This is a genomic window from Streptomyces sp. NPDC019937, from assembly GCF_040631655.1.
Lineage (GTDB): Bacteria > Actinomycetota > Actinomycetes > Streptomycetales > Streptomycetaceae > Streptomyces.
The window spans coordinates 285,179-309,736 of the sequence record NZ_JBEYAL010000002.1 but is presented as its reverse complement, the minus strand read 5'-3'; the positions used below and the strand labels follow the sequence as shown (position 1 = coordinate 309,736).

Annotated in this window: 18 protein-coding genes, 1 pseudogene and 1 riboswitch; of the genes and pseudogenes, 13 read left to right on the top strand and 6 right to left on the bottom strand. The window is 74.7% G+C overall.

Annotation, left to right across the window (positions count from 1 at the left end; all coding sequences use genetic code 11):
• Positions 1 to 39: 39 nt before the first annotated feature.
• Together ABZ562_RS03070 and ABZ562_RS03065 are read right to left on the bottom strand one after the other, a co-directional pair.
• Entirely contained in the window at positions 40 to 2,364 is a 2,325-nt protein-coding gene (locus ABZ562_RS03070; protein ID WP_361473177.1) for a glycoside hydrolase family 95-like protein, read from the bottom strand.
• 282 nt (positions 2,365 to 2,646) lie between these two features.
• On the bottom strand, positions 2,647 to 3,573 hold the full coding sequence (locus ABZ562_RS03065; protein WP_361473174.1) for a DUF3048 domain-containing protein: 927 nt from the start codon (positions 3,571 to 3,573) through the stop codon (positions 2,647 to 2,649).
• Positions 3,574 to 3,802: 229 nt separating this feature from the next.
• Here ABZ562_RS03065 and ABZ562_RS03060 point away from each other — a divergent pair, with 229 nt between their 5' ends.
• The 11 genes and pseudogenes from ABZ562_RS03060 (at position 3,803) to cobM (ending at position 14,759) form a co-directional block, all read left to right on the top strand.
• Positions 3,803 to 3,973, top strand: coding sequence for a hypothetical protein (locus ABZ562_RS03060; protein ID WP_361473276.1), 171 nt, complete (start codon positions 3,803 to 3,805; stop codon positions 3,971 to 3,973).
• A gap of 64 nt (positions 3,974 to 4,037) precedes the next feature.
• Positions 4,038 to 4,199, top strand: coding sequence for a hypothetical protein (locus tag ABZ562_RS03055; RefSeq protein WP_361473171.1), 162 nt, complete (start codon positions 4,038 to 4,040; stop codon positions 4,197 to 4,199).
• A 23-nt stretch (positions 4,200 to 4,222) separates the two neighbouring features.
• Positions 4,223 to 4,375: a hypothetical protein gene (locus ABZ562_RS03050; protein ID WP_361473168.1), complete on the top strand. Its 153-nt coding sequence runs from the start codon at positions 4,223 to 4,225 to the stop codon at positions 4,373 to 4,375.
• 350 nt (positions 4,376 to 4,725) lie between these two features.
• Positions 4,726 to 5,707, top strand: a pseudogene (locus ABZ562_RS03045) (cytochrome P450).
• Between the two features lie 312 nt (positions 5,708 to 6,019).
• Positions 6,020 to 7,918 carry a methylmalonyl-CoA mutase subunit beta gene (locus tag ABZ562_RS03040; RefSeq protein ID WP_361473165.1) on the top strand — a complete coding sequence of 633 codons (1,899 nt, stop codon included), beginning with the start codon at positions 6,020 to 6,022 and terminating at the stop codon, positions 7,916 to 7,918.
• Complete coding sequence (gene scpA, locus ABZ562_RS03035) at positions 7,918 to 10,152, top strand: methylmalonyl-CoA mutase (protein ID WP_361473162.1); 2,235 nt, start codon at positions 7,918 to 7,920, stop codon at positions 10,150 to 10,152. Before ABZ562_RS03040 ends, scpA begins: the two co-directional genes overlap by 1 nt.
• A 3-nt stretch (positions 10,153 to 10,155) precedes the next feature.
• A complete protein-coding gene (gene meaB / locus ABZ562_RS03030) occupies positions 10,156 to 11,151 on the top strand; it encodes a methylmalonyl Co-A mutase-associated GTPase MeaB (RefSeq protein ID WP_361473160.1) in 996 nt (331 codons plus the stop codon).
• Positions 11,152 to 11,877 carry a (2Fe-2S)-binding protein gene (locus ABZ562_RS03025; RefSeq protein ID WP_361473157.1) on the top strand — a complete coding sequence of 242 codons (726 nt, stop codon included), beginning with the start codon at positions 11,152 to 11,154 and terminating at the stop codon, positions 11,875 to 11,877. It begins immediately after the preceding gene.
• A gap of 49 nt (positions 11,878 to 11,926) precedes the next feature.
• Positions 11,927 to 12,676 (top strand): acyltransferase, encoded by a 750-nt coding sequence (locus ABZ562_RS03020; protein ID WP_361473154.1) that lies wholly within the window; start codon positions 11,927 to 11,929, stop codon positions 12,674 to 12,676.
• Between the two features lie 80 nt (positions 12,677 to 12,756).
• On the top strand, positions 12,757 to 13,998 hold the full coding sequence (gene cbiE, locus ABZ562_RS03015; RefSeq protein ID WP_361473151.1) for a precorrin-6y C5,15-methyltransferase (decarboxylating) subunit CbiE: 1,242 nt from the start codon (positions 12,757 to 12,759) through the stop codon (positions 13,996 to 13,998).
• A complete protein-coding gene (gene cobM / locus ABZ562_RS03010) occupies positions 13,995 to 14,759 on the top strand; it encodes a precorrin-4 C(11)-methyltransferase (RefSeq protein WP_361473149.1) in 765 nt (254 codons plus the stop codon). Before cbiE ends, cobM begins: the two co-directional genes overlap by 4 nt.
• 381 nt (positions 14,760 to 15,140) lie before the next feature.
• On the opposite strand, the gene ABZ562_RS03005 is transcribed toward cobM, so the two are convergent.
• Complete coding sequence (locus ABZ562_RS03005; RefSeq protein ID WP_361473146.1) at positions 15,141 to 16,283, bottom strand: cobalt-precorrin-5B (C(1))-methyltransferase; 1,143 nt, start codon at positions 16,281 to 16,283, stop codon at positions 15,141 to 15,143.
• 53 nt (positions 16,284 to 16,336) lie between these two features.
• On the opposite strand from ABZ562_RS03005, the gene ABZ562_RS03000 reads away from it, so the two are divergent.
• Entirely contained in the window at positions 16,337 to 17,110 is a 774-nt protein-coding gene (locus tag ABZ562_RS03000; protein WP_361473143.1) for a cobalt-precorrin-6A reductase, read from the top strand.
• Here the strand turns inward: ABZ562_RS03000 and ABZ562_RS02995 are convergent.
• Genes ABZ562_RS02995 through cobG form a run of 3 tightly spaced genes read right to left on the bottom strand, consistent with a single transcriptional unit; the run spans position 17,095 to position 20,665 of the window.
• Positions 17,095 to 18,630 carry a precorrin-2 C(20)-methyltransferase gene (locus ABZ562_RS02995; protein WP_361473141.1) on the bottom strand — a complete coding sequence of 512 codons (1,536 nt, stop codon included), beginning with the start codon at positions 18,628 to 18,630 and terminating at the stop codon, positions 17,095 to 17,097. The two genes, ABZ562_RS03000 and ABZ562_RS02995, sit on opposite strands and share 16 nt — an antisense overlap.
• Complete coding sequence (locus tag ABZ562_RS02990; RefSeq protein WP_361473139.1) at positions 18,627 to 19,268, bottom strand: precorrin-8X methylmutase; 642 nt, start codon at positions 19,266 to 19,268, stop codon at positions 18,627 to 18,629. Before ABZ562_RS02990 ends, ABZ562_RS02995 begins: the two co-directional genes overlap by 4 nt.
• Before the next feature lie 8 nt (positions 19,269 to 19,276).
• Positions 19,277 to 20,665 (bottom strand): precorrin-3B synthase, encoded by a 1,389-nt coding sequence (gene cobG / locus ABZ562_RS02985; protein ID WP_361473136.1) that lies wholly within the window; start codon positions 20,663 to 20,665, stop codon positions 19,277 to 19,279.
• Between the two features lie 109 nt (positions 20,666 to 20,774).
• Positions 20,775 to 20,899: riboswitch (cobalamin riboswitch) on the top strand.
• Between the two features lie 29 nt (positions 20,900 to 20,928).
• Here cobG and cobN point away from each other — a divergent pair.
• A complete protein-coding gene (gene cobN, locus ABZ562_RS02980; protein WP_361473134.1) occupies positions 20,929 to 24,558 on the top strand; it encodes a cobaltochelatase subunit CobN in 3,630 nt (1,209 codons plus the stop codon).

Here is a 24,558-nt window from a genome sequence, read left to right as displayed (position 1 = left end):
TGGTGCGGAGAAGGGGCCCCCGCACCGGGTGACGAGGCGTCAGGAGGCGGGGAGTCCCCAGCGCGGCGCCGCCCCGTTCGGCTCGACCGGCGCGACCGTCATGTCCGGGTGATCGCCGCGTGCCGTGATCACCGCTTCGCGCCCCTTGTCCAGCGCGATCCGGATCGTCCCCGCGCCGACACGCTCGTACGACAGCCGCCGCCCGCGCTCGTCGTGCACCTCGATGCTGTCGGGCAGGGAATGCCGTACGACACAGGGCGCGCCCGCCTCGCTGCGCAGCCGCACCCAGCGGGTCACCCCGCCCTCGCGCGCCGCGCTCAGCAGGAACGCGCCCTGGGTGCGGAAGTCGTGCACCATGAGATCGCGCCAGGCGGCGGGCAGCGCGGGGAACACCCGGATCACCCCGCCCCAGCTCTGGCACACCATGTCGTGCAGCGACTGCGCGGCCGACAGCGGGGTCTCGATGACCGGACCCGACTCCTTGTACATGGTGTTCGGCTGGATGAAGCGGGTCATCAGCTCGCCCAGGTACTTCAGCGCGTCCTCGCCGCGCCCCATCTGCGCGGACATCGAGGCGGCGCCGGTGAAGGTGTAGCCCTGCAGCGCGCCCTCGAAGCCGACCCAGTGGTTGAGGGACTTCTCGATCAGCTCCCGCCGGCCGGGGTCCTCCCAGGTCACCTCGTACAGCGGATAGACGGCGAGCATGTGGGAGTAGTGGCGGTGGGACTTGGCGAACGGAACCCCCGCGCCGATCATGAAGCCGTTCTCGTCGACCGGATACGGGGTGAGCTTCGTCAGCACCTCCCGCCAGCGCGGGGCCGACGGATCGTCGACGCCGAGGATCTTCGCCGAGTCCAGCAGCGTGGCGCAGCCCCAGCGCAGCAGCATCAGGTCGTAGTTGCAGTCCGGGGCGTTCACCCCGTACTCGGGCGAGAAGGTGGCGGGCAGATGCAGCTTGCCGTCGCTGCCGGGAGTGAGGAAGTGCAGGTAGTACGCGACGGCCTTGCGCAGCAGGGGGAAGACCACGTCCCGGAGGATCGTGATGTCCATGGTGTGGCGGTAGGTGAGCCACACGTTGTGCAGCGCCCAGGTGAGGTTGCCGACCTCGGGGGTGGGCGGATCCTGGCCGGGGATGCCGACGGCGAAGCCGCCGTTCGCCACGGCGCCGCCGTTGACCAGGTGGATGTCGGTGGTGCGCGGGATGCCCGCCGAGTCCTTGCGGTAGGGGGTGTCGAGCTGGTTGGAGAGGTTGTCGCGGAACTCGCCGAGGGCGCGGGTCACGGCGTCCAGCTCCAGGTGGTTGGAGCCGTGGATCAGCCAGTACTCCAGCTGCACGTTGAGGTTCCACCAGGTGGCGGGCCACGGTGTGGACTCCAGCCATGGTCCGCTGGTGGCCATCACGGGCGCGTCGGCGCGGGCCGCCGAGGCCACCTTGTACAGCTGGATCCAGTAGAAGCGCTGGAGGCGGGCGTCGGGGAGCGAGAGGAAGCTCTTGCGGTAATACGCGTGCCACCAGGTGCGGTGGGTGGCCGCCAGCACGTCGTACGGCAGCGCCGAGGCGGCCCGGACGGTCTTCAGCGCGCGGTCACGGGCGGTGGTGCGCGGGTGGGAGTGCGCGACCGTGACGTAGAGGGTGCGGCGCCGGGAGCGGGTGCGCTCCCGCCAGGCCGTCACATGCTGCCCGCCCGCGAGCAGCGGCTGTACGGCGGCCCGGACGCCGTGGTGATCCTCCACGGTGGCCGGGGGATTGCCGGTGTAGCCGTCGGGAAGCGGCTTGAACGCGACGCGCGGGCTGATGGCCTCGGCCGGGTGGAACACCCAGCGGAACTCCGTCTCGCCACGGGTGGGGGTGACCTCGATCGCCATGACCGAGCGGGAGTTGTGCACCAGCGCGCGCAGGGTCAGCGTGCCCCGGTCGGTGGTGATCGTGCCGGTCAGCTCCGCGTCGCGCAGGCGCAGCCGCCAGTCGACGGCCGTGATCGTGCCGACCGGCTCCAGGGTGAAGTGGCCGATCGGAAGCCGGGCGAGCCCGAAGAGCGAGCCGAACTCGGGCCGGTGGTCCTGCACTTCGGTGTGCTGGACGTTGAAGCGGACGGCCCCCGGGGTGTCCGGATCGGCGTAGATGCCGGAGCCCAGCCGGGCGTTGCCGAGGTACGGGCCCTCGTACCAGGTCCGGGGCATCTTCTGCCAGACCATGTCGGCGTCGTCCAGGACGGTGGTCCAGGGGTCGGGGGAGGTCTGCCGGGCGGTGTCCGGGGCCGTGGCGGGGGCCGCGTGGGCGACGGTGACCGGCGCGGTGAGCCCGAGGGTTCCGGTGGCCAGGGCGCCACCGACGACGGTCCTTCTGGTGGGTGCGGGTGACATGACACTCCAGGGTTTCGAGATCCAGCCGTCCGGCGTTCGGGGACCGGGGGAGCCCTCGTCGCAGGCATGGTCACGTACATGCCTGAAGTTCCTCGGGCTGAACCCCTCGGCATGATGCAGCCCTTCCGGAGGAACCGGAACCCCTCGCGCACCAGAAACATCGGATGAGAGGCGGGAGATGGCGCGTCGAAATGCCGCCACCGGCCCGCTGGAGCGGCAATACCTCGGATCTCCTCGCCCCGGGCGCTGTGCACGCCGCGACTGTCTACCCAGTGAGACGGCTCACCGCGCCGCGAGGACCACCCACACCGGGCCCGGAGCGAACGTCATCCGGTCGCCGTCCGTGGTCGTGAAGGTGGTGCCGCCCCCCGCTCCCGGCCGTGACCAGCGCGTCTCATACGCCTTGCCGTCGCGCAGCACCAGCGCGGTGCCCGCCCCGACCGTCTCGGTGAAGGGCGTGACGCTGCCGAGCACATCGTGGAAGCGCGAGGAGCGGAGCGTCGTGTGCTGCACCACGACCGTGGCGGCGCCCAGCCGCCCGCCGTCGGTGGTGCGGGCCGGGGTGCCGTCCATCGCCACCAGCCACCGCTTGCCGGTGGCGGACCAGGTGAAGGTGAAGCCGGCGGACGGATAGCGCACCGTCTGCCGCTTCCTTGGTTCCCCGCCCGGCGGAGCGGCACCGAAGCGGAAGCCGATGTCCGAGGCGTCCGAGGCGTGCGGAGCCGCCCGCAGCGCGGCTTTGGGACGCACGTACAGGTTGTGCGGCGCGGGGTGCTCCGTACCGCGGAAGTAGGCGCGCGGCGCCGTACCGGGCGGCAGCGGGTACAGCGGCGCGGCGTCCACGGCGGACCGCAGCCGGGACTGGACGCCCGAGTACGCGAGCGCCGGGCGCCCGAACTGGCGCAGCAGTTCCAGATCGCTCTCGCGGGCGCTGCGCACCGGCCCCACGGTGGCGGGCAGCCGGCCGGAGAAGACCGCGAGCAGCCGGCTCAACCCGCCCTCCACCTGCTCGACATAGACGAGGTCGGCCGCGCCGAGGCCGGTCTGGGGGCGGGCCCGGCCGGTGTTGTCGATCTTCACGGCGAGGACGGGCGCGGGCCTCGCGGACTGCCCGGTGAAGGGGGACCGGCCGCGCTCCGCGCTTCCGTCCGGGCCCGCCCCGCCGCGGCAACCACCCAGCGTGGCGAGCACGAGGAGCGCCGCGAGCATGAGAACCGCGGGCCGGGCGCCCCGTGGGCTCCTCGCCCGTTCGGCTGGCACAAGCCCCACCCCCTCCCGTCCCAGCTCACCACGGATGGCGGCCGGTGGCCACTCGGCGCGGAGCATTCGGCCGGGGTCCTCGGTGTTTGTCCAGTCCTTGGGAATCGACGGGCGGAGCCTTCAAGTGCTCGTTAACCTGACGACAGATCCGGTTCAGCCGACCACGAGGGAGTGTGCGGTGGCCCCCGAGCAGACGATGAGCGACGAGTCACACACGGAGAACGGCGGGAGGCGGGCGGAGCCGCCGGAAGTGGGCAGTCTGGAGGTGTGGGCTCGCTCCGCGCCGATTCGTCTCGCCGGTTACGAGGACGATCTGGCCGAGCCGCACATTCTCCAGAGCGTGGACTGAGCGGCACCACCGTCGCTGCCATGCCGAACGACGGGGACGGCCGCCGGTCCGTACGACGCTGTTCGTGACCGGCGACTGCTCCGGTTCGGCCGTTGTCCGCTGGCAGCAAGCGGACATCGGGGCCGCCGCCCGGCCGCCCGGCCGGCAGCCCCGCTGCTCCTTCGCCGACCCGTCGGCCGGTCTGTGGGCGGCGAGCACGGATCCGCCCGAAATGCCCGCCCGGTGACGGCCCATCAGAGCCGTCCGCCCATGACCCCGTACGTCCACCCGGCACACCCCGACGGGTTCGGGGGCGGGCCGCTGGTGTACGACGTGCCCGGCGAGCGGGCCGGGCAGGCGGGGCGCGCCGCCGGGGCGTGCGGCAGGTCCGCTCCCGGCGAGTTGGGGGAGACGCCGCGATGACGCGCGGCGCGCGACGGCGGCGCCGACCGCCGCGCCGCCGCTGATCCTGCCCGATGCCGGCGACGGCCCCCCGCGTCCTGCCGGGCCGGACATCCGGCGGCAGGGATTCCGCGCGGGCGAGTCCGGACTGACGGCCCGTTACCGCGATCGCACCGGCTCCACGCGGCAGCGGCCGGGGCCTGAACCACCCCACCGTCGCCCCTGCTGACCGCCGCTGCGCGGCCCCCCGAGATCGCGCGTGTCAAGGCTCAAGCGGCGCGGTGCGGCGATTGGCAACTTGCTGCCGAAGGGGAAGCAGCGGCGCTCGGACGCGGTTTGCTGATTCAAGCAGAAAGGCACGGCCCGCGGCGGTGAACGGGGGGGGACCAAGAACGAGGTGGCCCTGGACGGGGGTCGGGGCCGCCCGTGGCGCAGGCGGCGTCGGGGAGATTCAGCCCCGGCGCCGCCTCCCGGCCACTGAACTGGACCGACGGCACTCTCCGAGGTCGGGAGCCATGCAGAACACCGCTGACACCGCCAACACCGCCGCGCCGGGCAAATTCAGCGGTTTCTGCCTGCCGCCAGCCCTGGACGCGAACCTGCTCACCATGGACCCGCCGGACCACACCCGGGTGCGCCGCCTCGTGGCCAAGGCGTTCACCCCCGGCCGGGTCGAGAAGCTGCGCGCGCCGGTCCGCCGTGTCGCCGGTGAACTGCTCGACGCCATCGAGGCGGAGGGCCGTGCGGATCTGTTCGCCACGTACGCCGGACAACTGCCCGTCATCGTCGTCTGCGATCTGCTCGGCGTCCCGGAGGGCGACCGCCGCGACGTCCGCGCCTGGAGCGACGCGCCGATCACCCCGGACCCCGGCCGCGGCCGGAGGCCGCGAAGGGGGCGGTCGGCGCCATGCTGCGCTTCTGCACCGGCCTCATCGCGAAGAAGCGCGCCGAACCCGGCGACGATCTGCTGTCCGGCCACCCCGGTCTGCTCGGGGAACTGCGCGCGGACCCCGCCCGCTTCCCGGCCGCCTTCGACGAGCCGGCCCGCTGCGAGGCCCCGGCCCCGCTCGCCATCCGCCGCTTCCCCCGGGAGGACTTCCAGGACCCGGACGCACTCAATCCGCATATTGGCCGATCCGGGCACCTTGCCCTCGGCCACGGCATCCACTACTGCCTCGGCGCACCGCTGGCCCGGGTGGAGACCGACATCGCTCTGGCCACGCTGTTGTTCCGTTTTCCGGGGCTGTGCCTCGACGTGCCCAGGGAGGAGCTGCGGTGGAGCCTTCGATCCGCGCACGTGGCCTGATCTCGCCCCCCGTGGCCTGGTGGACGAAGAAGCGAACAGATTTTTGATGCATAACCCCCGCCGGATGCGGTAAAAAGGTCATCGAGCCCGCCCGGTGTGCATCCCCCGTCGCACCGGGCGGGCCTCTGTGTGAGAGCACTTCTCCCGCGGTCGTGAGCGCGCCGCGAGCACACCGCGAGCCCCCGGACACCGGCCCCCGCGACCGCACCCTCGCCCGGTGCCGCGGCAACCCCTACGGTCCCCATAAACACTGGACTTACCGGCGAGTAATCGGTCGGAAGCGGGCATCCTGGGCCGAGAGTAAGCTCACAGCCCTACCCTCTGCTGCGCCTTTAGCCGAGGCCATTAGCCTCACTTTCATGACGGTCCTGCCCGACGGGCTTCCCCTAGCCGATGAATTCCCGGATGTGACGCGAGACGAATGGCATCGCCTCGTGGAAGGCGTGCTGCGCAAAACCGGCGCGTCGGACGCCACGGGCGTACAGGCCGAAGCGGCCCTCGCGACCGAGATCGAGGACGGGATCACCGTCCGCCCCCTCTACACCGCCCAGGACGCCCCCCAGGACCCCGGCCACTCCGGCTATCCGGGCTTCGCCCCGTACCTTCGCGGCGCGCGCCCCGCGGGATCCGCCGTCTCCGGCTGGGACGTACGCCCCCTGCACGCCCACCCGGACGCGGGCTCCACCAACCGGGCCGTGCTCGCGGACCTGGAGAACGGCGCCGGGTCGGTGTGGCTGACCGTCGGCGAGGGAGGGGTGGCCGTCGACGCGCTGCCCGAGGCCCTGGCGGGCGTCTACCTCGACCTCGCGCCCGTCGTCCTGGACGCGGGCGCGGACTTCGAGGCCGCGGCGCGCGCCCTGCTGCGGCTGTACGCCGACCGTCAGGTGCCGCCGCACGCGGCGCTCGGCAACCTGGGCGCCGACCCGCTGGGCCTGGTGGCCCGCACCGGCCGGGACGCGGACCTGCCCGCCCACCTCGCGGCCGCCGCCGATCTGGCGGTCGCCTGCTACCGCGACCACCGCGGCGTCCGGGCCCTCACCGTGGACGCGCTGCCGTACCACGAGGCCGGTGGCGGGGTGGCCCAGGAGCTGGGCTGTTCGCTGGCCGCCGGAGTGGCGTATCTGCGCGCGCTGACCGGGGCCGGGATGACGGTCGAGGCGGCCTGCGCCGAGCTGGAGTTCCGCTACGCGGCCACCGCCGACCAGTTCACCACCATCGCCAAGCTGCGCGCCGCCAGGCGGCTGTGGGCGCGGGTGGCCGAGGCGTGCGGGGCGGCGGCGGGCGCACCGCAGTGCGCCCAGCGCCAGCACGCCGTCACCTCGCCGGTGATGATGACCCGGCGCGACCCGTGGGTGAACATGCTCCGCACCACCGTGGCGAGCCTGGCCGCCGGGGTCGGCGGCGCCGACGCGGTCACGGTGCTGCCGTTCGACAGCGCGATCGGCCTGCCGGACGACTTCGCCCGCCGTATCGCCCGCAACACCTCCACGATCCTGCTGGAGGAGTCGGGGCTGGCCCGGGTGATCGACCCGGCCGGCGGCTCCTGGTACGTCGAGTCGCTGACCGAGGACATCTGCCGCGCCGCGTGGGCCTGGTTCCAGGAGATCGAGCGGGCCGGGGGACTGGCCGCCGCCCTCGCCTCCGGGCTGGTGCGCGACCGGCTGGCCGCCACCTGGGAGCGCCGCTCGCGCGACCTCGCCCGCCGCAAGGAGCCGATCACCGGCGTGAGCGAGTTCCCGCACCTGGCCGAGCCGCCGGTGACGCGCGCCGCCGCTCCCGAGCGGCCCGGCGGCGGGCTGCCGCGGGTGCGCCGCGACGAGGCGTACGAGGCGCTGCGCGCCCGCTCCGACGCGCACACGGCCGACCGGGGCGCCCGGCCGAGGGTGTTCCTCGCCGCGCTGGGACCCGCGGCCGTGCACACCGCCCGCGCCTCCTTCGCCACCAACCTCTTCCAGGCGGGAGGCATCGAGACCGTGCAGGAACCGGCGACGGTCGACGCGGAGTCGGTGGCCGCGGCGTTCGCCGCGAGCGGCGCCACGGTGGCCTGCCTGGTTTCCGGCGACAAGGTCTACGCGGAGCAGGCGGCGGCCGTGGCGGCGCGGCTGAAGGCCGCCGGGGCGGCCCGGGTCCTGCTGGCCGGGCGGCCCGGGACACTGCGAGACGAGTACGAGCGGGCCGGGGTGGACGGTTTCGTCTTCGCCGGCTGCGACGCGGTCGAGGTGCTGTCCTCGGCTCTGGACATCATGGGGGTGCGGTGATGGGCGGCAAGCCGGTGGAAGCGGGCAGGATCCCGGATTTCTCGGCCGTCGAGTTCGACGGACCGGCGCCCGGCAGTGGTGCCGGTTCCGCCGCCTGGGCCGCCGCCGTGCGGGACAGCGTCGGCAAGGGCGTCGAGGACCTGGTGTGGGACACCCCGGAGGGCATCGGCGTCAAGCCGCTGTACACCGCCGAGGACCTGGACGGGCTGGACTTCCTGGACACCTACCCCGGCGTGGCGCCGTATCTGCGCGGCCCGTACCCGACGATGTACGTCAACCAGCCCTGGACGATCCGGCAGTACGCGGGCTTCTCCACCGCCGAGGAGTCCAACGCGTTCTACCGCCGCAACCTCGCGGCCGGGCAGAAGGGCCTGTCGGTCGCCTTCGACCTGCCCACCCACCGCGGCTACGACAGCGACCACCCCCGGGTCACCGGGGACGTCGGCATGGCGGGCGTGGCCATCGACTCGATCTACGACATGCGGCAGCTCTTCGACGGCATCCCGCTGGACCGGATGTCGGTGTCGATGACGATGAACGGCGCGGTGCTGCCCGTCCTCGCGCTCTACATCGTGGCCGCCGAGGAGCAGGGCGTACCGCCTGAGAAGCTGGCCGGGACCATTCAGAACGACATCCTCAAGGAGTTCATGGTCCGCAACACCTACATCTATCCGCCGCAGCCGTCGATGCGGATCATCTCCGACATCTTCGCCTTCACCTCGCAGCGGATGCCGCGCTACAACTCCATCTCCATCTCCGGCTACCACATCCAGGAGGCCGGGGCCACGGCCGACCTGGAGCTGGCGTACACCCTCGCCGACGGAGTGGAGTACCTGCGGGCCGGGCTCGACGCCGGGATGGACGTGGACGCGTTCGCGCCGCGGCTGTCGTTCTTCTGGGCGATCGGCATGAACTTCTTCATGGAGATCGCCAAGCTGCGGGCGGCGCGGCTGCTGTGGGCCAAGCTGGTCAAGCAGTTCGACCCGAAGAACCCCAAGTCGCTCAGCCTGCGCACCCATTCGCAGACCTCCGGCTGGTCGCTGACCGCGCAGGACGTCTTCAACAACGTGACCCGAACGTGTGTCGAGGCCATGGCCGCCACCCAGGGCCACACCCAGTCGCTGCACACCAACGCCCTCGACGAGGCCCTCGCCCTGCCCACCGACTTCTCCGCCCGGATCGCGCGCAACACCCAGCTGCTGATCCAGCAGGAGTCGGGCACCACGCGGGTGATCGACCCGTGGGGCGGCAGCGCCTACGTCGAGAGGCTGACCCACGACCTCGCGCGGCGGGCCTGGCAGCACATCGAGGAGGTCGAGGCGGCCGGCGGCATGGCCAAGGCCATCGACGCGGGCATTCCGAAGATGCGCGTCGAGGAGGCCGCGGCCCGCACCCAGGCGCGGATCGACTCCGGCCGCCAGCCGGTGATCGGCGTCAACAAGTACCGGCCAGAAGGTGGCAGCGACGAGCGGATCGAGGTCCGGGCGGTCGACAACTCCGCGGTGCGCGCCCAGCAGCTCGAGAAGCTGCGGCGGCTGCGCGCCGAGCGCGACGAGACCGCCTGCCAGGACGCGCTGCGCGCGCTCACCGCCGCCGCCGAATCCGGCCCCGGCGGCGGCATGGAGGGCAATCTGCTGGCGCTCGCCGTGGACGCCGCCCGCGCCAAGGCCACCGTCGGGGAGATCTCCGACGCGCTGGAGAAGGTCTATGGCCGCCACTCCGGCCAGATCCGTACGATCTCCGGTGTGTACCGAGACGAGGCCGGACCGTCGTCCGGCGTGGACCGCACCCGCGCGCTGGTGGAGAAGTTCGAGAGCGCCGAGGGCCGCCGCCCCCGCATCCTGATCGCCAAGATGGGCCAGGACGGGCACGACCGCGGCCAGAAGGTGATCGCGACCGCCTTCGCCGACCTGGGCTTCGACGTCGACGTCGGCCCGCTGTTCCAGACGCCGGAGGAGGTCGCCCGGCAGGCGGTGGAGGCCGATGTGCACATCGTCGGCGTCTCGTCGCTGGCCGCCGGACACCTCACGCTGGTGCCCGCGCTGCGCGAGCAGCTGGCCGAGGCGGGCCGTGAGGACATCACCGTCGTCGTCGGGGGCGTCATCCCGCCGCAGGACGTCCAGACCCTGCACGAGGCCGGTGCCGCCGCCGTCTTCCTGCCCGGCACGGTCATCCCGGACGCCGCCCACGACCTGGTGCGGAAGCTGGCCGCCGACCTCGGCCACGAGCTGTAGGCCATGCCGCGCACGATCGACATCGAGGAGTACGCCAAGGGCGTGCTCGACGGGAAGCGCGCGTACATCGCGCGCGCCATCACTCTCGTCGAGTCCACCCGGGCCGACCACCGCGACCTCGCCCAGCGGCTGCTGATCGAGCTGCTGCCGCACACCGGCCGGGCGCGGCGGGTCGGCATCAGCGGGGTGCCCGGGGTGGGCAAGTCGACCTTCATCGACGCCCTGGGCACCATGCTCACCGGGCTCGGCCACAAGGTGGCGGTGCTCGCCGTCGACCCGTCCTCCAGCCGTACCGGCGGCTCCATCCTGGGCGACAAGACCCGGATGGAGCGGCTGGCCGTCGACCCCAACGCCTTCGTACGGCCCTCGCCGAGCGCCGGGACGCTCGGCGGAGTCGCCCGCGCCACCCGGGAGTCCATGGTGGTGATGGAGGCCGCGGGCTACGACGTGCTGCTGGTGGAGACCGTCGGCGTGGGCCAGTCCGAGACGGCCGTCGCGGACATGGTCGACACCTTCCTGCTGCTCTCCCTGGCCCGCACCGGAGACCAGCTGCAGGGCATCAAGAAGGGCGTCCTGGAGCTGGCCGACGTCGTCACCATCAACAAGGCGGACGGTCCGCACGCCCGGGACGCCAAGTCCGCCGCCCGGGAACTCTCGGGCGCCCTGCGGCTGTTGCAGCCCCCGGACGCTCCGTGGAACCCGCCGGTGCTCACCTGCTCGGCGCGCGAGAACACCGGGCTCGACGTGGTGTGGGAGCGGCTGGAGCAGCACCGCCGGGTGCTGGAGACCACCGGCGCGCTGGAGGCCAAGCGCCGCGACCAGCAGGTCGGCTGGACCTGGTCCATGGTCCGCGACCAGCTGCTCGCCCGGCTGCACGCCCACCCCGAGGTGCGCCGGCTCGCGCCCGGCCTCGAACAGGAGGTCCGCGACGGCACGCTGACGGCGACGCTGGCGGCGGACCGGCTGCTGGAGGCGTTCGGTACTCCGGCCGACGGCTGAGTGGTGACTGTGGGACGGGCCGCCGAGGTGGGGCCGTTCTTCGCGCTGCGCACCGGCTCCGGTGACCCGGCTGCGGAGGGGTACGAGCGGATCGGCGCGGCCTGCCGGCTGACCGGCGGGGGCGCCGCCGCGCCCCCGCTGCGCGGCCGGGTGGAGGCGGTCGCCGCGAGCCTGGGCACCGACGAGCCGAGGGTCGCGGCCTCCCTCGCCTTCCAGGGGCTCGCCGCCCGCGTCTGGTCCCTCGCACTCGGCCCCGCGGCCCTCTCCGGCGCGGTGTACGACCTCCGCCCCGACCGGCTGTGGTGGAACCCGGCGCGCACCGCCCCCGACGACCTGTGGTGGCCCGGCACACCACCGGTGAAGGGCGAACCCGGCGGGCTCGCCGGGCAGCTCGCCGATTCCGCGTACGCGCACCTGACGCCGCTGCACCACGCCGTCAGCCGCGCCTACCGGGTCCCGGACCGGCTGCTGTGGGGCAACGCCGCCTCGGCGCTGGTGGGTTCGCTGCGGGTGCTGCACGACTGGTGCCGGGCGCGGGGCCTGGACGAGGCGGGGGAGCGGGCGGTGGCCGTGGCCCGCGCCCAGTTCGCGTACCCGCCGCTGCGCGGCACCGGCCAACTGACCACCGCCCCGCCCGCCTTCCGGCGCCGCAGCTGCTGCCTGTACTACCGGGTGCCGGGCGGCGGCCTGTGCGGCGACTGCGTCCTGCGGCGGCCGCCGGAGTAAGGGCGCATCCGAGGCCGTCGGCCCCGCGGCGGCCGGATACGGTGTGTACATGCCGAAGAACGAGAACGTGTTCTCATCCTGGCGGGCGTGGCGCCGCCGCGCCACGTCCCGGCTGGTGCACCGCGGATGGCGCGCCGTGCAGCGCGCGGGCGCGGTGACCGCCGAGCGGCCCGGCCCGTACCGCTTCGGCCGCATCGGCGTCGGCACCCGGCTGGCGTTCCCCCAGGGCACCGTCTTCGGCGAACCGTGGATCGAACTCGGCGACCACTGCGTCATCGGCGAGCAGGTCACGCTCACCGTCGGCATGATGCCCGGCCTCGACCTCGGCCCCGGCCCCATCCTGCGGCTCGGCAACGGCGTGGTCCTGGGCCGCGGCAGCCACGTCATCGCCTCCCGCGACGTGGTCTTCGGCGACGACGTGTTCTGCGGCCCGTACATCTACGTGACCAGCGACAACCACTCCTACGACGACCCCCACCAGCCCATCGGCCGCCAGTGGCCGCGCTCCGCCCCCGTCGAGATCGGCTCCGGGAGCTGGCTGGGCGCGGGCGCGGTGATCCTGCCCGGGGCGCGGTTGGGCCGCAACGTCGTCGTCGCGGCCGGCGCCGTCGTACGGGGCGAGGTGCCCGACCACGCCGTGGTCGCCGGGGCGCCCGCCCGTGTCATCCGGCGCTGGGCCCCCGAGGACGGCTGGCAGCCGCCGCTGCGGACCCCCGCGCCCGAGCCGATACCGGCCGGCATGACGGTGGAGGAGCTGCTGGCGCTCGCCGAGGCGGAGCCGGACGCGGAGACGTCGTAGCAGGTCAGTAGAGTGCGGGCCGGGGCCTGGGGGCAAGACACTCTCCGGCCCCGGCCGCCACCGAACCACGAGGAACCCCAGTGAGCCCACCACCCACCCCCCTGACCGTCATCGGCATCGGCGCCGACGGATGGGACGGGCTCGCCCCGGCCGGCCGTGAGGCGCTGCGCGCCGCGGAGGTCGTCATCGGCGGACCGCGCCAACTCGACCTGCTGCCACCGGACTGCGCCGCCGAACGCGTCCCCTGGCCGTCCCCGCTGCGCCCCGCCGTCCCCGGGCTGCTCGCCGCGCACACCGGGCGCGAGGTGTGCGTGCTGGCGAGCGGCGACCCCATGTTCTTCGGCATCGGACGCACCCTCACCGAACTGCTGGGCCCCGGCGCGCTGCAGGTGCTGCCGCATCCGTCGTCCGTCTCCTACGCCTGCGCGCGGCTGGGCTGGGCACAGGAGACCACCGAGGTGATCAGCCTCGTCGGCCGCCCCCTCGCCGCCCTCTCCCGCGCCCTGTACTCCGGCCGCCGGCTGCTCGTCCTCAGCGCCGGTGCCCGGACCCCGGCCGAGGTCGCCGGGCTGCTGCGGGACCGCGGCTTCGGCCCGACCCGGATGCGGGTCCTGGAACAGCTGGGCGGCGCGCGGGAGCGCGCCGTCGAGGGCACCGCCGAGGCATGGCCCCACCCGCCCGGCGACCCCCTCAACGTCATCGCCCTCGACTGCGCCCCGGCGCCGGACGCCCCGCGTCTGTCCGCCGTCCCCGGGCTGCCGGACGCCGCGTACGAACACGACGGCCAGCTGACCAAACGCCACATCCGCGCCGCCACCCTCGCCGCCCTCGCCCCCGCCCCGGGCGAACTGCTGTGGGACGTCGGCGGCGGCTCCGGTTCCATCGCCGTGGAGTGGATGCGCGCCCACCCCGCCTGCCGTGCGGTGTCCGTCGAACGCGATCCGGTACGCGCCGAGCGCATCATCCGCAACGCCACCACCCTCGGCGTCCCCGGCCTGCGCGTCGTCACCGGCGCCGCCCCGGCCGCCCTCACCGGCCTGCCCGCCCCCGACGCCGTCTTCGTCGGCGGCGGCGCCACCACCCCCGGCCTCCTGGAGGCCTGCTGGACCGCCCTCCCCCCGGGCGGCCGCCTCGTGGTCAACACCGTGACCCTCGAATCCGAAGCCCTGCTCACCACCTGGTACACCCGCCACGGCGGCGACCTCACCCGCCTCGCCGTCTCCCACGTCGCCCCCGTGGGCGGCTTCACCGGCTGGCGCCAGGCGATGCCGGTCACCCAGTGGTCCACCACCAAAGCCCCAGTCCCAGGAGAGACACGATGACGGTGTACTTCATCGGCGCGGGTCCCGGCGCCGCCGATCTCATCACCCTGCGCGGCGCGCGCACCCTCGCCCGCTGCCGGGTGTGCCTGTACGCGGGCAGCCTCGTCCCCCGCGAACTGCTGGCCGAATGCCCGCCGGACGCCCGGCTCGTCGACACCGCCGGGCTCGATCTCGACCAGATCACCGCCCAGTTCGCCGCCGCCCACGAGGCGGGCCACGACGTGGCACGCCTCCACTCCGGCGATCCGTCGGTCTTCAGCGCCGTCGCCGAGCAGATGCGGCGCCTCGACGCGGCCGGGATCCCGTACGAGGTCGTCCCCGGCGTCCCGGCCTTCGCCGCCGCGGCCGCCGCGCTGGGCCGGGAGCTGACCGTGCCGACCGTCGGCCAGACCGTCATCCTCACCCGCGTCGCCCAGCAGGCCACCCCCATGCCCGACGGCGAGGACCTGGCCACCCTCGGCCGCAGCCGCGCCCTGCTCGTCCTGCACCTCGCCGCCCGCTACGTGGACCGCGTGGTCGGCGAACTCCTCCCGCACTACGGCCCCGACTGCCCGGCCGCCGTGGTCGCCCTGGCCAGCCGCCCCGGAGAACTGGTGCTGCGCGGCACCCTGGCGGACATCGCGGACCAGGTGAAGGCGGCCGGAGTGGTGCGTACGGCCGTCATCATGGTGGGCCGCACCCTGGCCGCCGAACAGTTCCGCGACAGCCACCTCTACTCCCCGGCCCGCCCCCGGCCCCCACAGGACACCCCCGCCCCCTGAGCGCCCGCGGCCGCCGCCCGCCGCATTCCTCCTGCGCCGGGCCGCGCCCGCTGCCGGGAGGGCGGCACGGCGGGGTGACCGCCTTCGCGCCGGAAGGGGCACCGCGCCTGGCGGAATACCGCGTCGCGCGACGGGACCGCGCCTCGTGCCAGGTAGGGGCCGCGCTTCATGCCTGCGCGGGCCCCACGGCTCGTGTCGGTGGCCGCATGGCCGGGGTGCCGCGTGCCCTGTGCACCCCGTGGGTGCCGCACCGCGCGGGGGCGCGGGGGCGCGGGGGGTGCTGCCGCAGGGCGGCGTGCGCATCCCGCCCGGGCACGCCCCGGCCCGCGCGGGGCGGGGGAGCGCTGCCGCGTGGCGGTATACACCGCACCCGGCGGTGCGTCAGGCGTCCCGTGGGCCGCGGGGGGCGGCGTGGCCCACCACGGTGCCCGCGCGGTCGACGCAGATCACGTCGACCGCGACCGGGGCCCCGCGCAGCACCCCGAGGGCGACCTCCCGTGCCGCCGCCGCGACCAGGTCGCCGAGGGGGACGCCCCGGGCCGCGCACAGCTGCACCGTCTCCAGGCCGGTGTTGGCCGCCGCGACCGCCGCCGCCAGGTCCTCGTCCGCGCCGCCGCGGCGGGCCAGCTCCGCGAGGAAGCCCTTGTCGACCTGGGAGCGGGAGGAGTGCAGGTCCAGGTGGCCCGCCGCGAGCTTGGAGAGCTTGGCGAACCCGCCCGCGATCGTCAGCCGCTCCACCGGGTGGCGGCGCAGGTACTTGAGCACGGCGCCCGCGAAGTCGCCCATGTCCAGCAGGGCGTCCTCCGGCAGCCCGTGCGTGGCCACCGCCACCTTCTCGGACGTCGACCCCGTGCACCCCGCCACATGGCGCCGCCCCGCCGCCCGGGCGACGTCCACGCCGCGCCGGATGCTGTCGATCCACGCCGAGCAGGAGTACGGCACCACGATGCCGGTCGTGCCCAGGATGGACAGCCCGCCGAGGATGCCCAGCCGGGGGTTCCACGTGCTGCGGGCGATCTCCTCGCCGTGGTCCACCGAGATCTCGATCTCGACGTCCCCGCCGCCGCCGTGGCGGGCGGCGACGGAGGCGATGTGCTCGGTCATCATCTGGCGCGGCACGGGGTTGACGGCCGGTTCGCCCACCGCGAGCGGCAGCCCGGGCCGGGTGACGGTGCCGACGCCCGGCCCGGCCCGGAACACCACGCCGCCGCCCGGCGGCAGGGCCCGTACGGTCGCCCGTATCAGCGCGCCGTGCGTGACGTCGGGATCGTCCCCGGCGTCCTTCACGACCGCCGCCATGGCCCGGTCCGCCCCCCGTTCCTCGGCCGCCAGCGCGAACGCGGGCCGCTGCCCCTTGGGCAGCGCGATCGTCACCGGATCGGGGAAGTCGCCGGTCAGCAGCGCGGTGTACGCGGCCGTCGCCGCGGCGGTCGCGCACGCCCCGGTGGTCCACCCGTGCCGCAGCCCGGTCCGCTCCAGCTGTGCCCCGCGGCCCCCGCTCACCCCGGCCTCCGCCTCAGCCATGGGCCACCGGCCGCGCATACGATGACGGGCGCACGGACGACGAAAGGCATCCGATGAACAGCACACCGGCGCGCCATGTGCTCATCCTGGGCGGCACCACCGAGGCCCGCCGACTCGCCGCGGAGCTGGACGGTGCTCCCGCCCTGCGCGTCACCAGCTCCCTCGCGGGCCGGGTCGCCGAACCGCGGCTGCCCGCCGGGCAGGTGCGGATCGGCGGGTTCGGGGGCCCCGAGGGCATGGCCCGCTGGCTGCGCGAGCACCAGGTGGACGCGCTCATCGACGCCACCCATCCTTTCGCCGACACGATCAGTCACAACGCGGCCCGTGCGGCCGCCGCCGTCCATGTTCCCCTGCTGGCCCTGCGCCGCCCCGGCTGGGTGGCGGGCCCGGGCGACCGCTGGCACCCGGCGGCCTCGCTGGAGGAGGCCGCGCGGCTGCTGCCGGACCTGGGGGAGCGGGTCTTCCTCACCACCGGCCGCATGGGGCTGGCCGCCTTCGCCCACCTCACCGCGCCCTCGTTCCTGGTCCGCTCGGTCGACGCCCCGCAGCCACCGTTCCCGCCCCGCATGGAGGTGATCCTGGACCGTGGTCCGTTCACCCTCGCGGGAGAGGCCGAGCTGCTGCGCCGCCACCGCATCGACGTCCTGGTCACCAAGGACAGCGGCGCGGGCGCCACGGCCCCCAAGCTGACCGCGGCCCGCGACGCCGGAATCCCCGTGGTCGTCGTCCAGCGCCCCCCGGCCCCGCGGGACGTCCCGGTGGTGCGGACCCCCGCCGAGGCCGTCGCCTGGCTCCGTACGGCGCCGGGGCGTCACACCTCCGGGTAGCGGCGGGGGGTCCAGACGATCTCGGTGCCGTCGCCGCGGCGGGCGGTGCGGGTCTGGGAGGACCCGATCAGCAGGATCGTGCGCATGTCCACCTCGGCCGGGTCGAGGTCGGCCAGGCGGACGATGCGGACGCTCTCCCCGGGGCCGCCGATGTCGCGGCCCAGGACGACCGGGGTGTCCGGCGCGCGGTGTTCCAGGAGGAGTTCGCGGGCCTTGCCGACCTGCCAGATCCGGCTGCGGGAGCCGGGGTTGTACAGGGCGAGGACCAGGTCGGCGGCGGCCGCGGCGTGCAGGCGCCCGGCGATGACCTCCCAGGGCTTGAGCCGGTCCGACAGCGAGACGACGGCGTAGTCGTGGCCGAGCGGGGCACCGGCGCGGGCGGCGGCGGCGTGGGCCGCGGTCATGCCGGGCAGCACCCGCACCGGGACATCGCGGTACGGCTCCTCGGACGCGGCCTCCAGAACGGCGGTGGCCATGGCGAACACCCCGGGGTCGCCCGAGGAGACGACGGCGACACGCCGGCCGCGCCGGGCCAGGTCGAGGGCGAATTCGGCGCGCTCGGCCTCGACCTTGTTGTCGGAGGGGTGCCGCCGCTGACCGGGCCGTACGGGGACCCGGTCCAGGTAGGTGGTGTAGCCGACCAGGTCCTCGGCGGCGGCCAGTTCACCGCGGGCCTCGGGGGTGAGCCACAGCGGACCGGCGGGGCCCAGGCCCACCACCACGACCTCGCCCGGGCGCCCGGACGCGGCGGCGGCCGGTGCGGCCGGGGCGCCGATACGGCTCGGCAGCACCGCCACCGAGAAGTACGGCACCGACGAGGGGTCGACCTCCTCCAGCGGCCCGGTGCGCTCCGCGCTCATCGTGGCGCGTTCCACGTACCGCGCGTCGGCGAGCCGCCCCGAACGCTCCAGGGCGCGCCGCACGGCCGGGAAGGTGCGGCCGAGCTTCATGACCGCGGCCGCGTCGGCCGTCGCCAGGCGCGCCGTCAGCTCCTCCTCGGGCAGCGTGCCCGGGAGGACCGTCAGCACCTCCTCGCCCTCCACCAGCGGCGCGCCGAGCCGGGCGGCCGCCGCGCTCACCGAGGTCACGCCGGGGATCACCTCGGTGGGGTAGCGGTCGGCGAGCCGCTTGTGCATGTGCATGTACGAGCCGTAGAAGAGCGGATCGCCCTCGGCCAGCACCGCGACCGTGCGCCCCGCGTCCAGGTGCGCGGCGAGCCGCGCCGCCGCCTCCGCGTAGAACTCCTCCATCGCGCCCCGGTAGCCGCCCGGATGGTCGGTGCCCTCCGTGGTGACCGGGTAGACCAGCCGCTCCTCGATGTGGTCGGGCCGCAGATGCCGCTCGGCGATGGAGCGGGCGATGCTGCGGCCGTGCCGGGCGCTGTGGTACGCCACGACATCGGCCCCGGCGATGACCTCCACCGCCCGCACCGTCATCAGGGAAGGGTCACCGGGGCCGAGGCCCACGCCGTACAGCCGTCCCTTCGCCGCCGGCGTCGCCTGTCGCTGCTGCTCGCTCACTCTTCCTCGCTCGCTATCGCGTTGATCGCGGCCGCGGCGATGGCGCTGCCGCCGCGTCGGCCGCGCACCACCAGATGGTGGGGCGCCGACGGATGTCCGGCCAGCGCCTCCTTGGACTCGGCGGCGCCGATGAACCCGACCGGCACGCCGATGACGGCGGCCGGGCGCGGCGCGCCCTGTTCGAGCATTTCCAGCAGATGGAACAGCGCGGTGGGCGCGTTGCCGACCGCCACGACCGAACCCTCCAGCCGGTCCCGCCACAGCTCCAGCGCGGCGGCGCTGCGCGTCGTCCCCATGCGCCGCGCCAACTCCGGTACGGCGGGGTCGGACAGCGTGCACACCACGTCGTTGCCGGCGGGCAGCCGCCTGCGGGTGACGCCGCTGGCGACCATCTGGGCGTCGCAGAGCACGGGCGCCCCGGCGCGCAGCGCCTCCCGGGCCCGGGCGACCACCTCGGGCGTGTACGCGAGGTCCTTGACCAGGTCGACCATTCCGCACGCGTGGATCATCCGCACCACGACCCGGCTGACGTCGGCGGGGAGGCCGTCCAGGTCCGCCTCGGCGCGGATGGTGGCAAAGGAGGCGCGGTAGATGGCCGCCCCGTCCTTCTCGTAGTCGAACACTGTGTCCTCGATCATGTCGTTGATCATGCTGTTCCGCGGGCCGTCGCCACGGCGTCGGCCAATCGCTCTGCCGTTACGTCCATCGCGCCGCCACCGGTGGCACCGGCCGCGCCGTCGGGCTCCCGCGTGTCGCGTACGGTGAGCCGGTAATCCGTGCCGGAGGTGGCCAGCGCGTCCACCCAGCGGCCGCCGGGGTGGCCGCAGCGCCGCTCGCAGCCGGAGAAGTACACCGGCACCGGCGGCGGCGCGCCGGGGGAGCGGGGAGCGTCCGCCACCGCGCGCGTCGCGTGGGCGCGCACATCGGCCAGGGACTTGGCGCAGCCCGGCCGTCCCGTGCACGCGCCGACCCCGGCCCACGGGGAGCCCGGATCGGTCACCAGCCCCGCGTCGGCCACCTCCCGCGACGCGGCCGCCGCGCCGTCCGCGGTGAACCCCGGGAGCACCACGCCGCGCCAGGGTGTCACACGCAGCTCGCCCGAGCCGCCCCGGGAGGCGAGCCCGGCGAGCAGCCGCCACGGCGCCGCGCCGACCCGGCCCAGGGGCACCAGGACGGACACGGCGTGGCGCCCGTCCGGCCCGGACACCACGCCCGGCGCGGGCGGCGCGCCGGGCGCGTCAACCGGCCCGCCGTGTCCGGTACGTACGGCTTCGACGCCCTCGTCCGCGAGCCGCGCCGCCAGGCCGTCGGCGGTCACCGCGTGTCGCGCGGGCAGTTCGCGCGCCCGCCACGCCTGGGTGCCGCTCACCCGGGCCCTGGCCAGGAACTCCACGGCGGCCAGCGCGGCGGCGCGCGGCGCGTCCCGCCCCCGCACCTCGAGACCGGCCCCCGGCGCACCGGAGCCCACCCGCAGCACCGCCCCGCCGTCCGGCGCTGCGATCAATGTCACATCCGCGCCCAATGCGGCCACATCGCCCCGGCCGTCGTCCATCGCGAACAGGAAACGGCCCGACAAGCCGGACAACTCCTCCCACGCCCCGGCGCACAGCGCGGCGTCCAACTCCCGCGCCCACACGGTGACATCGCCGTATCCGGCGCCGTCGAGGCCGCTCAGCGGGGACGCTGCGATGTTGCGCACCCGGTCGTACCGGTCCGAGGGAAGCAGCCCGGCTTCCCGCAGCCCGGCCGCCAGCTCGCCGCCGCACGCCGCCTCCAGGCCGCGGAGCTGGAGATTGCCCCGCGAGGTGAGGTCCAGACGGCCGTCGCCCAGCTCCTCGCTCGCCCGGGCCAGCGCCAGCGCCTGACCTGCCGTCAGCAGGCCGCCGGGTATCCGGACGCGGGCCAGGGAGCCGTCGTCCGCCGGGTGCAGCCGCAGCGCGCCGGGGCAGGCGTCATCGCGTCCGCGCGCCCGCCGCGAGGGCGCTTCACCGGGCGCTTCGTTCGCAGGTGGGACGGTTGCCGGGGGGAGGGACATGGCGGCGAGCATACCGACGTCCGGTCGGCCCTCACCGTCCCGTGCCAGGTCAGCAACGCCTACTATGCTCTGCGGCGGGCCGTCTGGCCCGCTGGACGCATCAGACGGCGTCAAAGACGCACAAGACGGCGTCTGGGGGAGGAAACCGGTGCGAATCCGGTGCGGTCCCGCCACTGTGAACACGGCAGCCTGCCGTGCGAGCCAGGAACTCCCGCCGTCTTCCAACCCGCCCGGGGCGCGGACCCCGAGGAAGGCACCGAGCCATGATCCTGCTGCTGTCGACGTCCGACACCGACCTGCTCAGTGCCCGCGCGGCCACGGGCCCGGTGCCGTACCGCCTCGCCAACCCGGCGCGGCTCCCGCTCGACGACCTGCCCGGCCTCCTCGACGGCGTCGAACTCGTCGTCGTGCGGCTGCTCGGTGGCATCCGCGCCTGGGAGGACGGCCTCGAGACCCTGCTCGCGGGCGACCTCCCCGTCGTCGTCCTCACCGGTGAACAGGCCCCCGACGCCCAGCTCATGGAGGCGTCCACGGTCCCGGTGGGGATCGCCGCCGAGGCCCACGCCTACCTCGCGCACGGCGGCCCCGCCAACCTGGACCAGCTGGCCCGCTTCCTGTCCGACACCGTGCTGCTCACCGGCCACGGCTTCGAACCGCCCGCCACCGCCCCCACCTGGGGGCCGCTGGAGCGCACCGCGCGCGAGGACGTCACCGGCCCGGTGATCGCCGTGCTCTACTACCGGGCCCACCACATGAGCGGCAACACCGCCTTCGTGGAGGCGCTGTGCCGGGCCGTCGAGGACGCCGGAGGACGGCCGCTGCCGCTGTTCGTCGCCTCCCTCCGCGCCCCCGAGCCCGAACTGGTCGAGGCGCTCGGCGCGGCCGACGCCGTCGTCACCACCGTGCTCGCCGCGGGCGGCACCCGCCCCGCCGAGGCGTCGGCGGGCGGCGACGACGAGGCGTGGGACGCGGGCGCGCTCGCCGCGCTCGACGTCCCCGTGCTCCAGGCGCTGTGCCTGACCTCGCCGCGCAGCGCGTGGGAGGAGAACGACGAGGGCCTGTCGCCGCTGGACGCCGCGACCCAGGTCGCCGTCCCGGAGTTCGACGGGCGGCTGATCACCGTGCCGTTCTCCTTCAAGGAGGTCGACGAGGACGGCCTGCCGGTCTACGCCGCCGACCCCGAGCGCGCCGCGCGCGTCGCCGGAATCGCCGTACGGCACGCCCGGCTCCGCCACATACCGGCGGCCGACAAGCGCCTCGCGCTCGTGCTGTCCGCCTACCCCACCAAGCACTCCCGCATCGGCAACGCGGTCGGCCTCGACACCCCCGCCAGCGCCGTCGCCCTGCTGCGCCGGCTGCGCGCCGAAGGCTACGACCTCGGCCCCGAAGAGGGCGACGGGGCGCTCCCGGGCCTCGCCTCCGGCGTCGGCGACGAACTCATCTACGCCCTCATCGAGGCCGGCGGCCACGACCAGGACTGGCTCACCGAGGAACAGCTGGCCAAGAACCCGGTCCGCGTCCCCGCCGCCGACTACCGACGCTGGTACGCCACCCTGCCGCGGGAGCTGCGCGACGCGGTCGAGGAGCACTGGGGCCCGCCGCCCGGCGAGATGTTCGTGGACACCAGCCGCGACCCCGAGGGCGAGATCGTCCTCGCCGCGCTGCGCCACGGCAACCTCCTGGTCGTCATCCAGCCGCCGCGCGGCTTCGGCGAGAACCCCATCGCCATCTACCACGACCCCGATCTGCCGCCCTCGCACCACTACCTGGCCGCCTACCGCTGGATGGCGACCCCGCGGGCCGACGGCGGCTTCGGCGCCGACGCCATGGTGCACCTGGGCAAGCACGGCAACCTGGAGTGGCTGCCGGGCAAGAACGCGGGCCTGTCCGCCGCCTGCGGCCCCGACGCCGCGCTCGGCGACCTGCCGCTGATCTACCCCTTCCTGGTCAACGACCCCGGCGAGGGCACCCAGGCCAAGCGCCGGGTCCACGCCACCCTGGTCGACCACCTCGTACCGCCGATGGCCCGCGCCGACTCCTACGGCGACATCGCCCGGCTGGAACAGCTGCTGGACGAGTACGCCGCCATCTCCGCGATGGACCCGGCCAAGCTCCCCGCCATCCGCGCCCAGATCTGGACCCTGATCCAGGCCGCCCGGCTCGACCACGACCTGGGGCTCGAGGAGCGGCCCGACGACGAGGGCTTCGACGACTTCCTGCTGCACGTCGACGGCTGGCTGTGCGAGGTCAAGGACGCCCAGATCCGCGACGGTCTGCATGTCCTCGGCGGCGCGCCCACCGGCCCCGAGCGCGTCAACCTCGTCCTGGCCATCCTGCGCGCCCGCCAGATCTGGGGCGGTACGTCGGCACTCCCCGGGCTGCGCGAGGCGCTGGGCCTGGACGAGTCGGCCGCCACCCGCTCGGGCGCCGACGAGGCCGAGGAGCGCGCCCGCGCCCTCGTCCAGGCGATGGAGGACGCGGACTGGGCCCCCGAGGCCGCCGAGAAGGCCGCCTTGGACCTGCCCGAGGCCCAGCGGGCCGCGGTCACCCCGATCCTGGAGTTCGCCGCCCGCGAGGTCGTGCCGCGGCTCGCCGCCACGACCGACGAGATCGACCACGCCGTCCACGCCCTGAACGGCGGCTTCGTGCCCGCGGGGCCGTCCGGATCGCCGCTGCGCGGACTGGTCAACGTCCTGCCGACCGGCCGCAACTTCTACTCCGTCGACCCCAAGGCCGTGCCCAGCCGCCTGGCCTGGGAGACCGGCCAGGCGCTCGCCGACTCGCTGCTGGAGCGCTACCGCGCCGACAACGACGGTCAGTACCCGCGGTCGGTCGGCCTGTCGCTGTGGGGCACGAGCGCCATGCGCACCTCCGGCGACGACGTGGCCGAGGCGCTGGCGCTGATGGGCATCCGCCCGGTGTGGGACGACGCCTCGCGGCGCGTGACCGGGCTCGAACCCGTGCCCGCCGGCCAGCTGGGCCGCCCGCGCGTCGATGTCACCCTGCGCATCAGCGGTTTCTTCCGCGACGCCTTCCCGCACGTGGTCGGGCTGCTGGACGACGCCGTACGGCTCGCCGCCTCCCTCGACGAGGCCGACGACATCAACTACGTACGCGCCCACACCCGCGCCGACCTCGCCGAGCACGGCGACGAGCGCCGCGCCACCACCCGCATCTTCGGCTCCCGGCCGGGGACGTACGGCGCGGGACTGCTCCAGCTCATCGACAGCCGCGACTGGCGCACCGACGCCGACCTCGCCGAGGTCTACACGGTGTGGGGCGGCTACGCCTACGGCCGCGGTCTCGAGGGCCGCCCGGCCCGCGAGGAGATGGAGAGCGCGTACCGCAGGATCGCGGTCGCGGCGAAGAACACCGACACGCGCGAGCACGACATCGCCGACTCGGACGACTACTTCCAGTACCACGGCGGCATGGTCGCCACCGTGCGCGCCCTGAAGGGCACCGCCCCGGCCGCGTACATCGGCGACTCCACCCGCCCCGAGACGGTGCGCACCCGCACCCTGCACGAGGAGACCTCGCGGGTCTTCCGGGCCCGGGTGGTCAACCCGCGCTGGATCGAGGCGATGCGCCGACACGGCTACAAGGGCGCCTTCGAACTCGCCGCCACCGTCGACTACCTCTTCGGCTACGACGCCACCACCGGAGTGGTCGCCGACTGGATGTACGACAAGCTCGCCCAGACCTATCTGCTCGACCCGGAGAACCGCGCGTTCCTGGAGGAGGCCAACCCCTGGGCGCTGCACGGCATGGCCGAGCGGCTGCTGGAGGCCGAGAGCCGGGGCTTGTGGGAGCAGCCGGACCCGGAGGTGCTGGAGCGGGTCCGGGAGCTGTTCCTGGAGACGGAGGGCGGCCTGGAGGGCGGGGACGACTGA

Coding starts and splice junctions, on each gene's coding strand:
- meaB (WP_361473160.1), top strand. CDS start 10,156: ATGCCGCGCACGATCGACATCGAGGAGTACGCCAAGGGCGTGCTCGAC.
- cobG (WP_361473136.1), bottom strand. CDS start 20,665: ATGTCCCTCCCCCCGGCAACCGTCCCACCTGCGAACGAAGCGCCCGGT.
- cobM (WP_361473149.1), top strand. CDS start 13,995: ATGACGGTGTACTTCATCGGCGCGGGTCCCGGCGCCGCCGATCTCATC.
- ABZ562_RS03050 (WP_361473168.1), top strand. CDS start 4,223: ATGACCCCGTACGTCCACCCGGCACACCCCGACGGGTTCGGGGGCGGG.
- ABZ562_RS03020 (WP_361473154.1), top strand. CDS start 11,927: ATGCCGAAGAACGAGAACGTGTTCTCATCCTGGCGGGCGTGGCGCCGC.
- ABZ562_RS03070 (WP_361473177.1), bottom strand. CDS start 2,364: ATGTCACCCGCACCCACCAGAAGGACCGTCGTCGGTGGCGCCCTGGCC.
- ABZ562_RS03000 (WP_361473143.1), top strand. CDS start 16,337: ATGAACAGCACACCGGCGCGCCATGTGCTCATCCTGGGCGGCACCACC.
- ABZ562_RS03005 (WP_361473146.1), bottom strand. CDS start 16,283: ATGGCTGAGGCGGAGGCCGGGGTGAGCGGGGGCCGCGGGGCACAGCTG.
- ABZ562_RS02990 (WP_361473139.1), bottom strand. CDS start 19,268: ATGATCGAGGACACAGTGTTCGACTACGAGAAGGACGGGGCGGCCATC.
- cobN (WP_361473134.1), top strand. CDS start 20,929: ATGATCCTGCTGCTGTCGACGTCCGACACCGACCTGCTCAGTGCCCGC.
- ABZ562_RS03040 (WP_361473165.1), top strand. CDS start 6,020: ATGACGGTCCTGCCCGACGGGCTTCCCCTAGCCGATGAATTCCCGGAT.
- ABZ562_RS03065 (WP_361473174.1), bottom strand. CDS start 3,573: ATGCTCGCGGCGCTCCTCGTGCTCGCCACGCTGGGTGGTTGCCGCGGC.
- scpA (WP_361473162.1), top strand. CDS start 7,918: ATGGGCGGCAAGCCGGTGGAAGCGGGCAGGATCCCGGATTTCTCGGCC.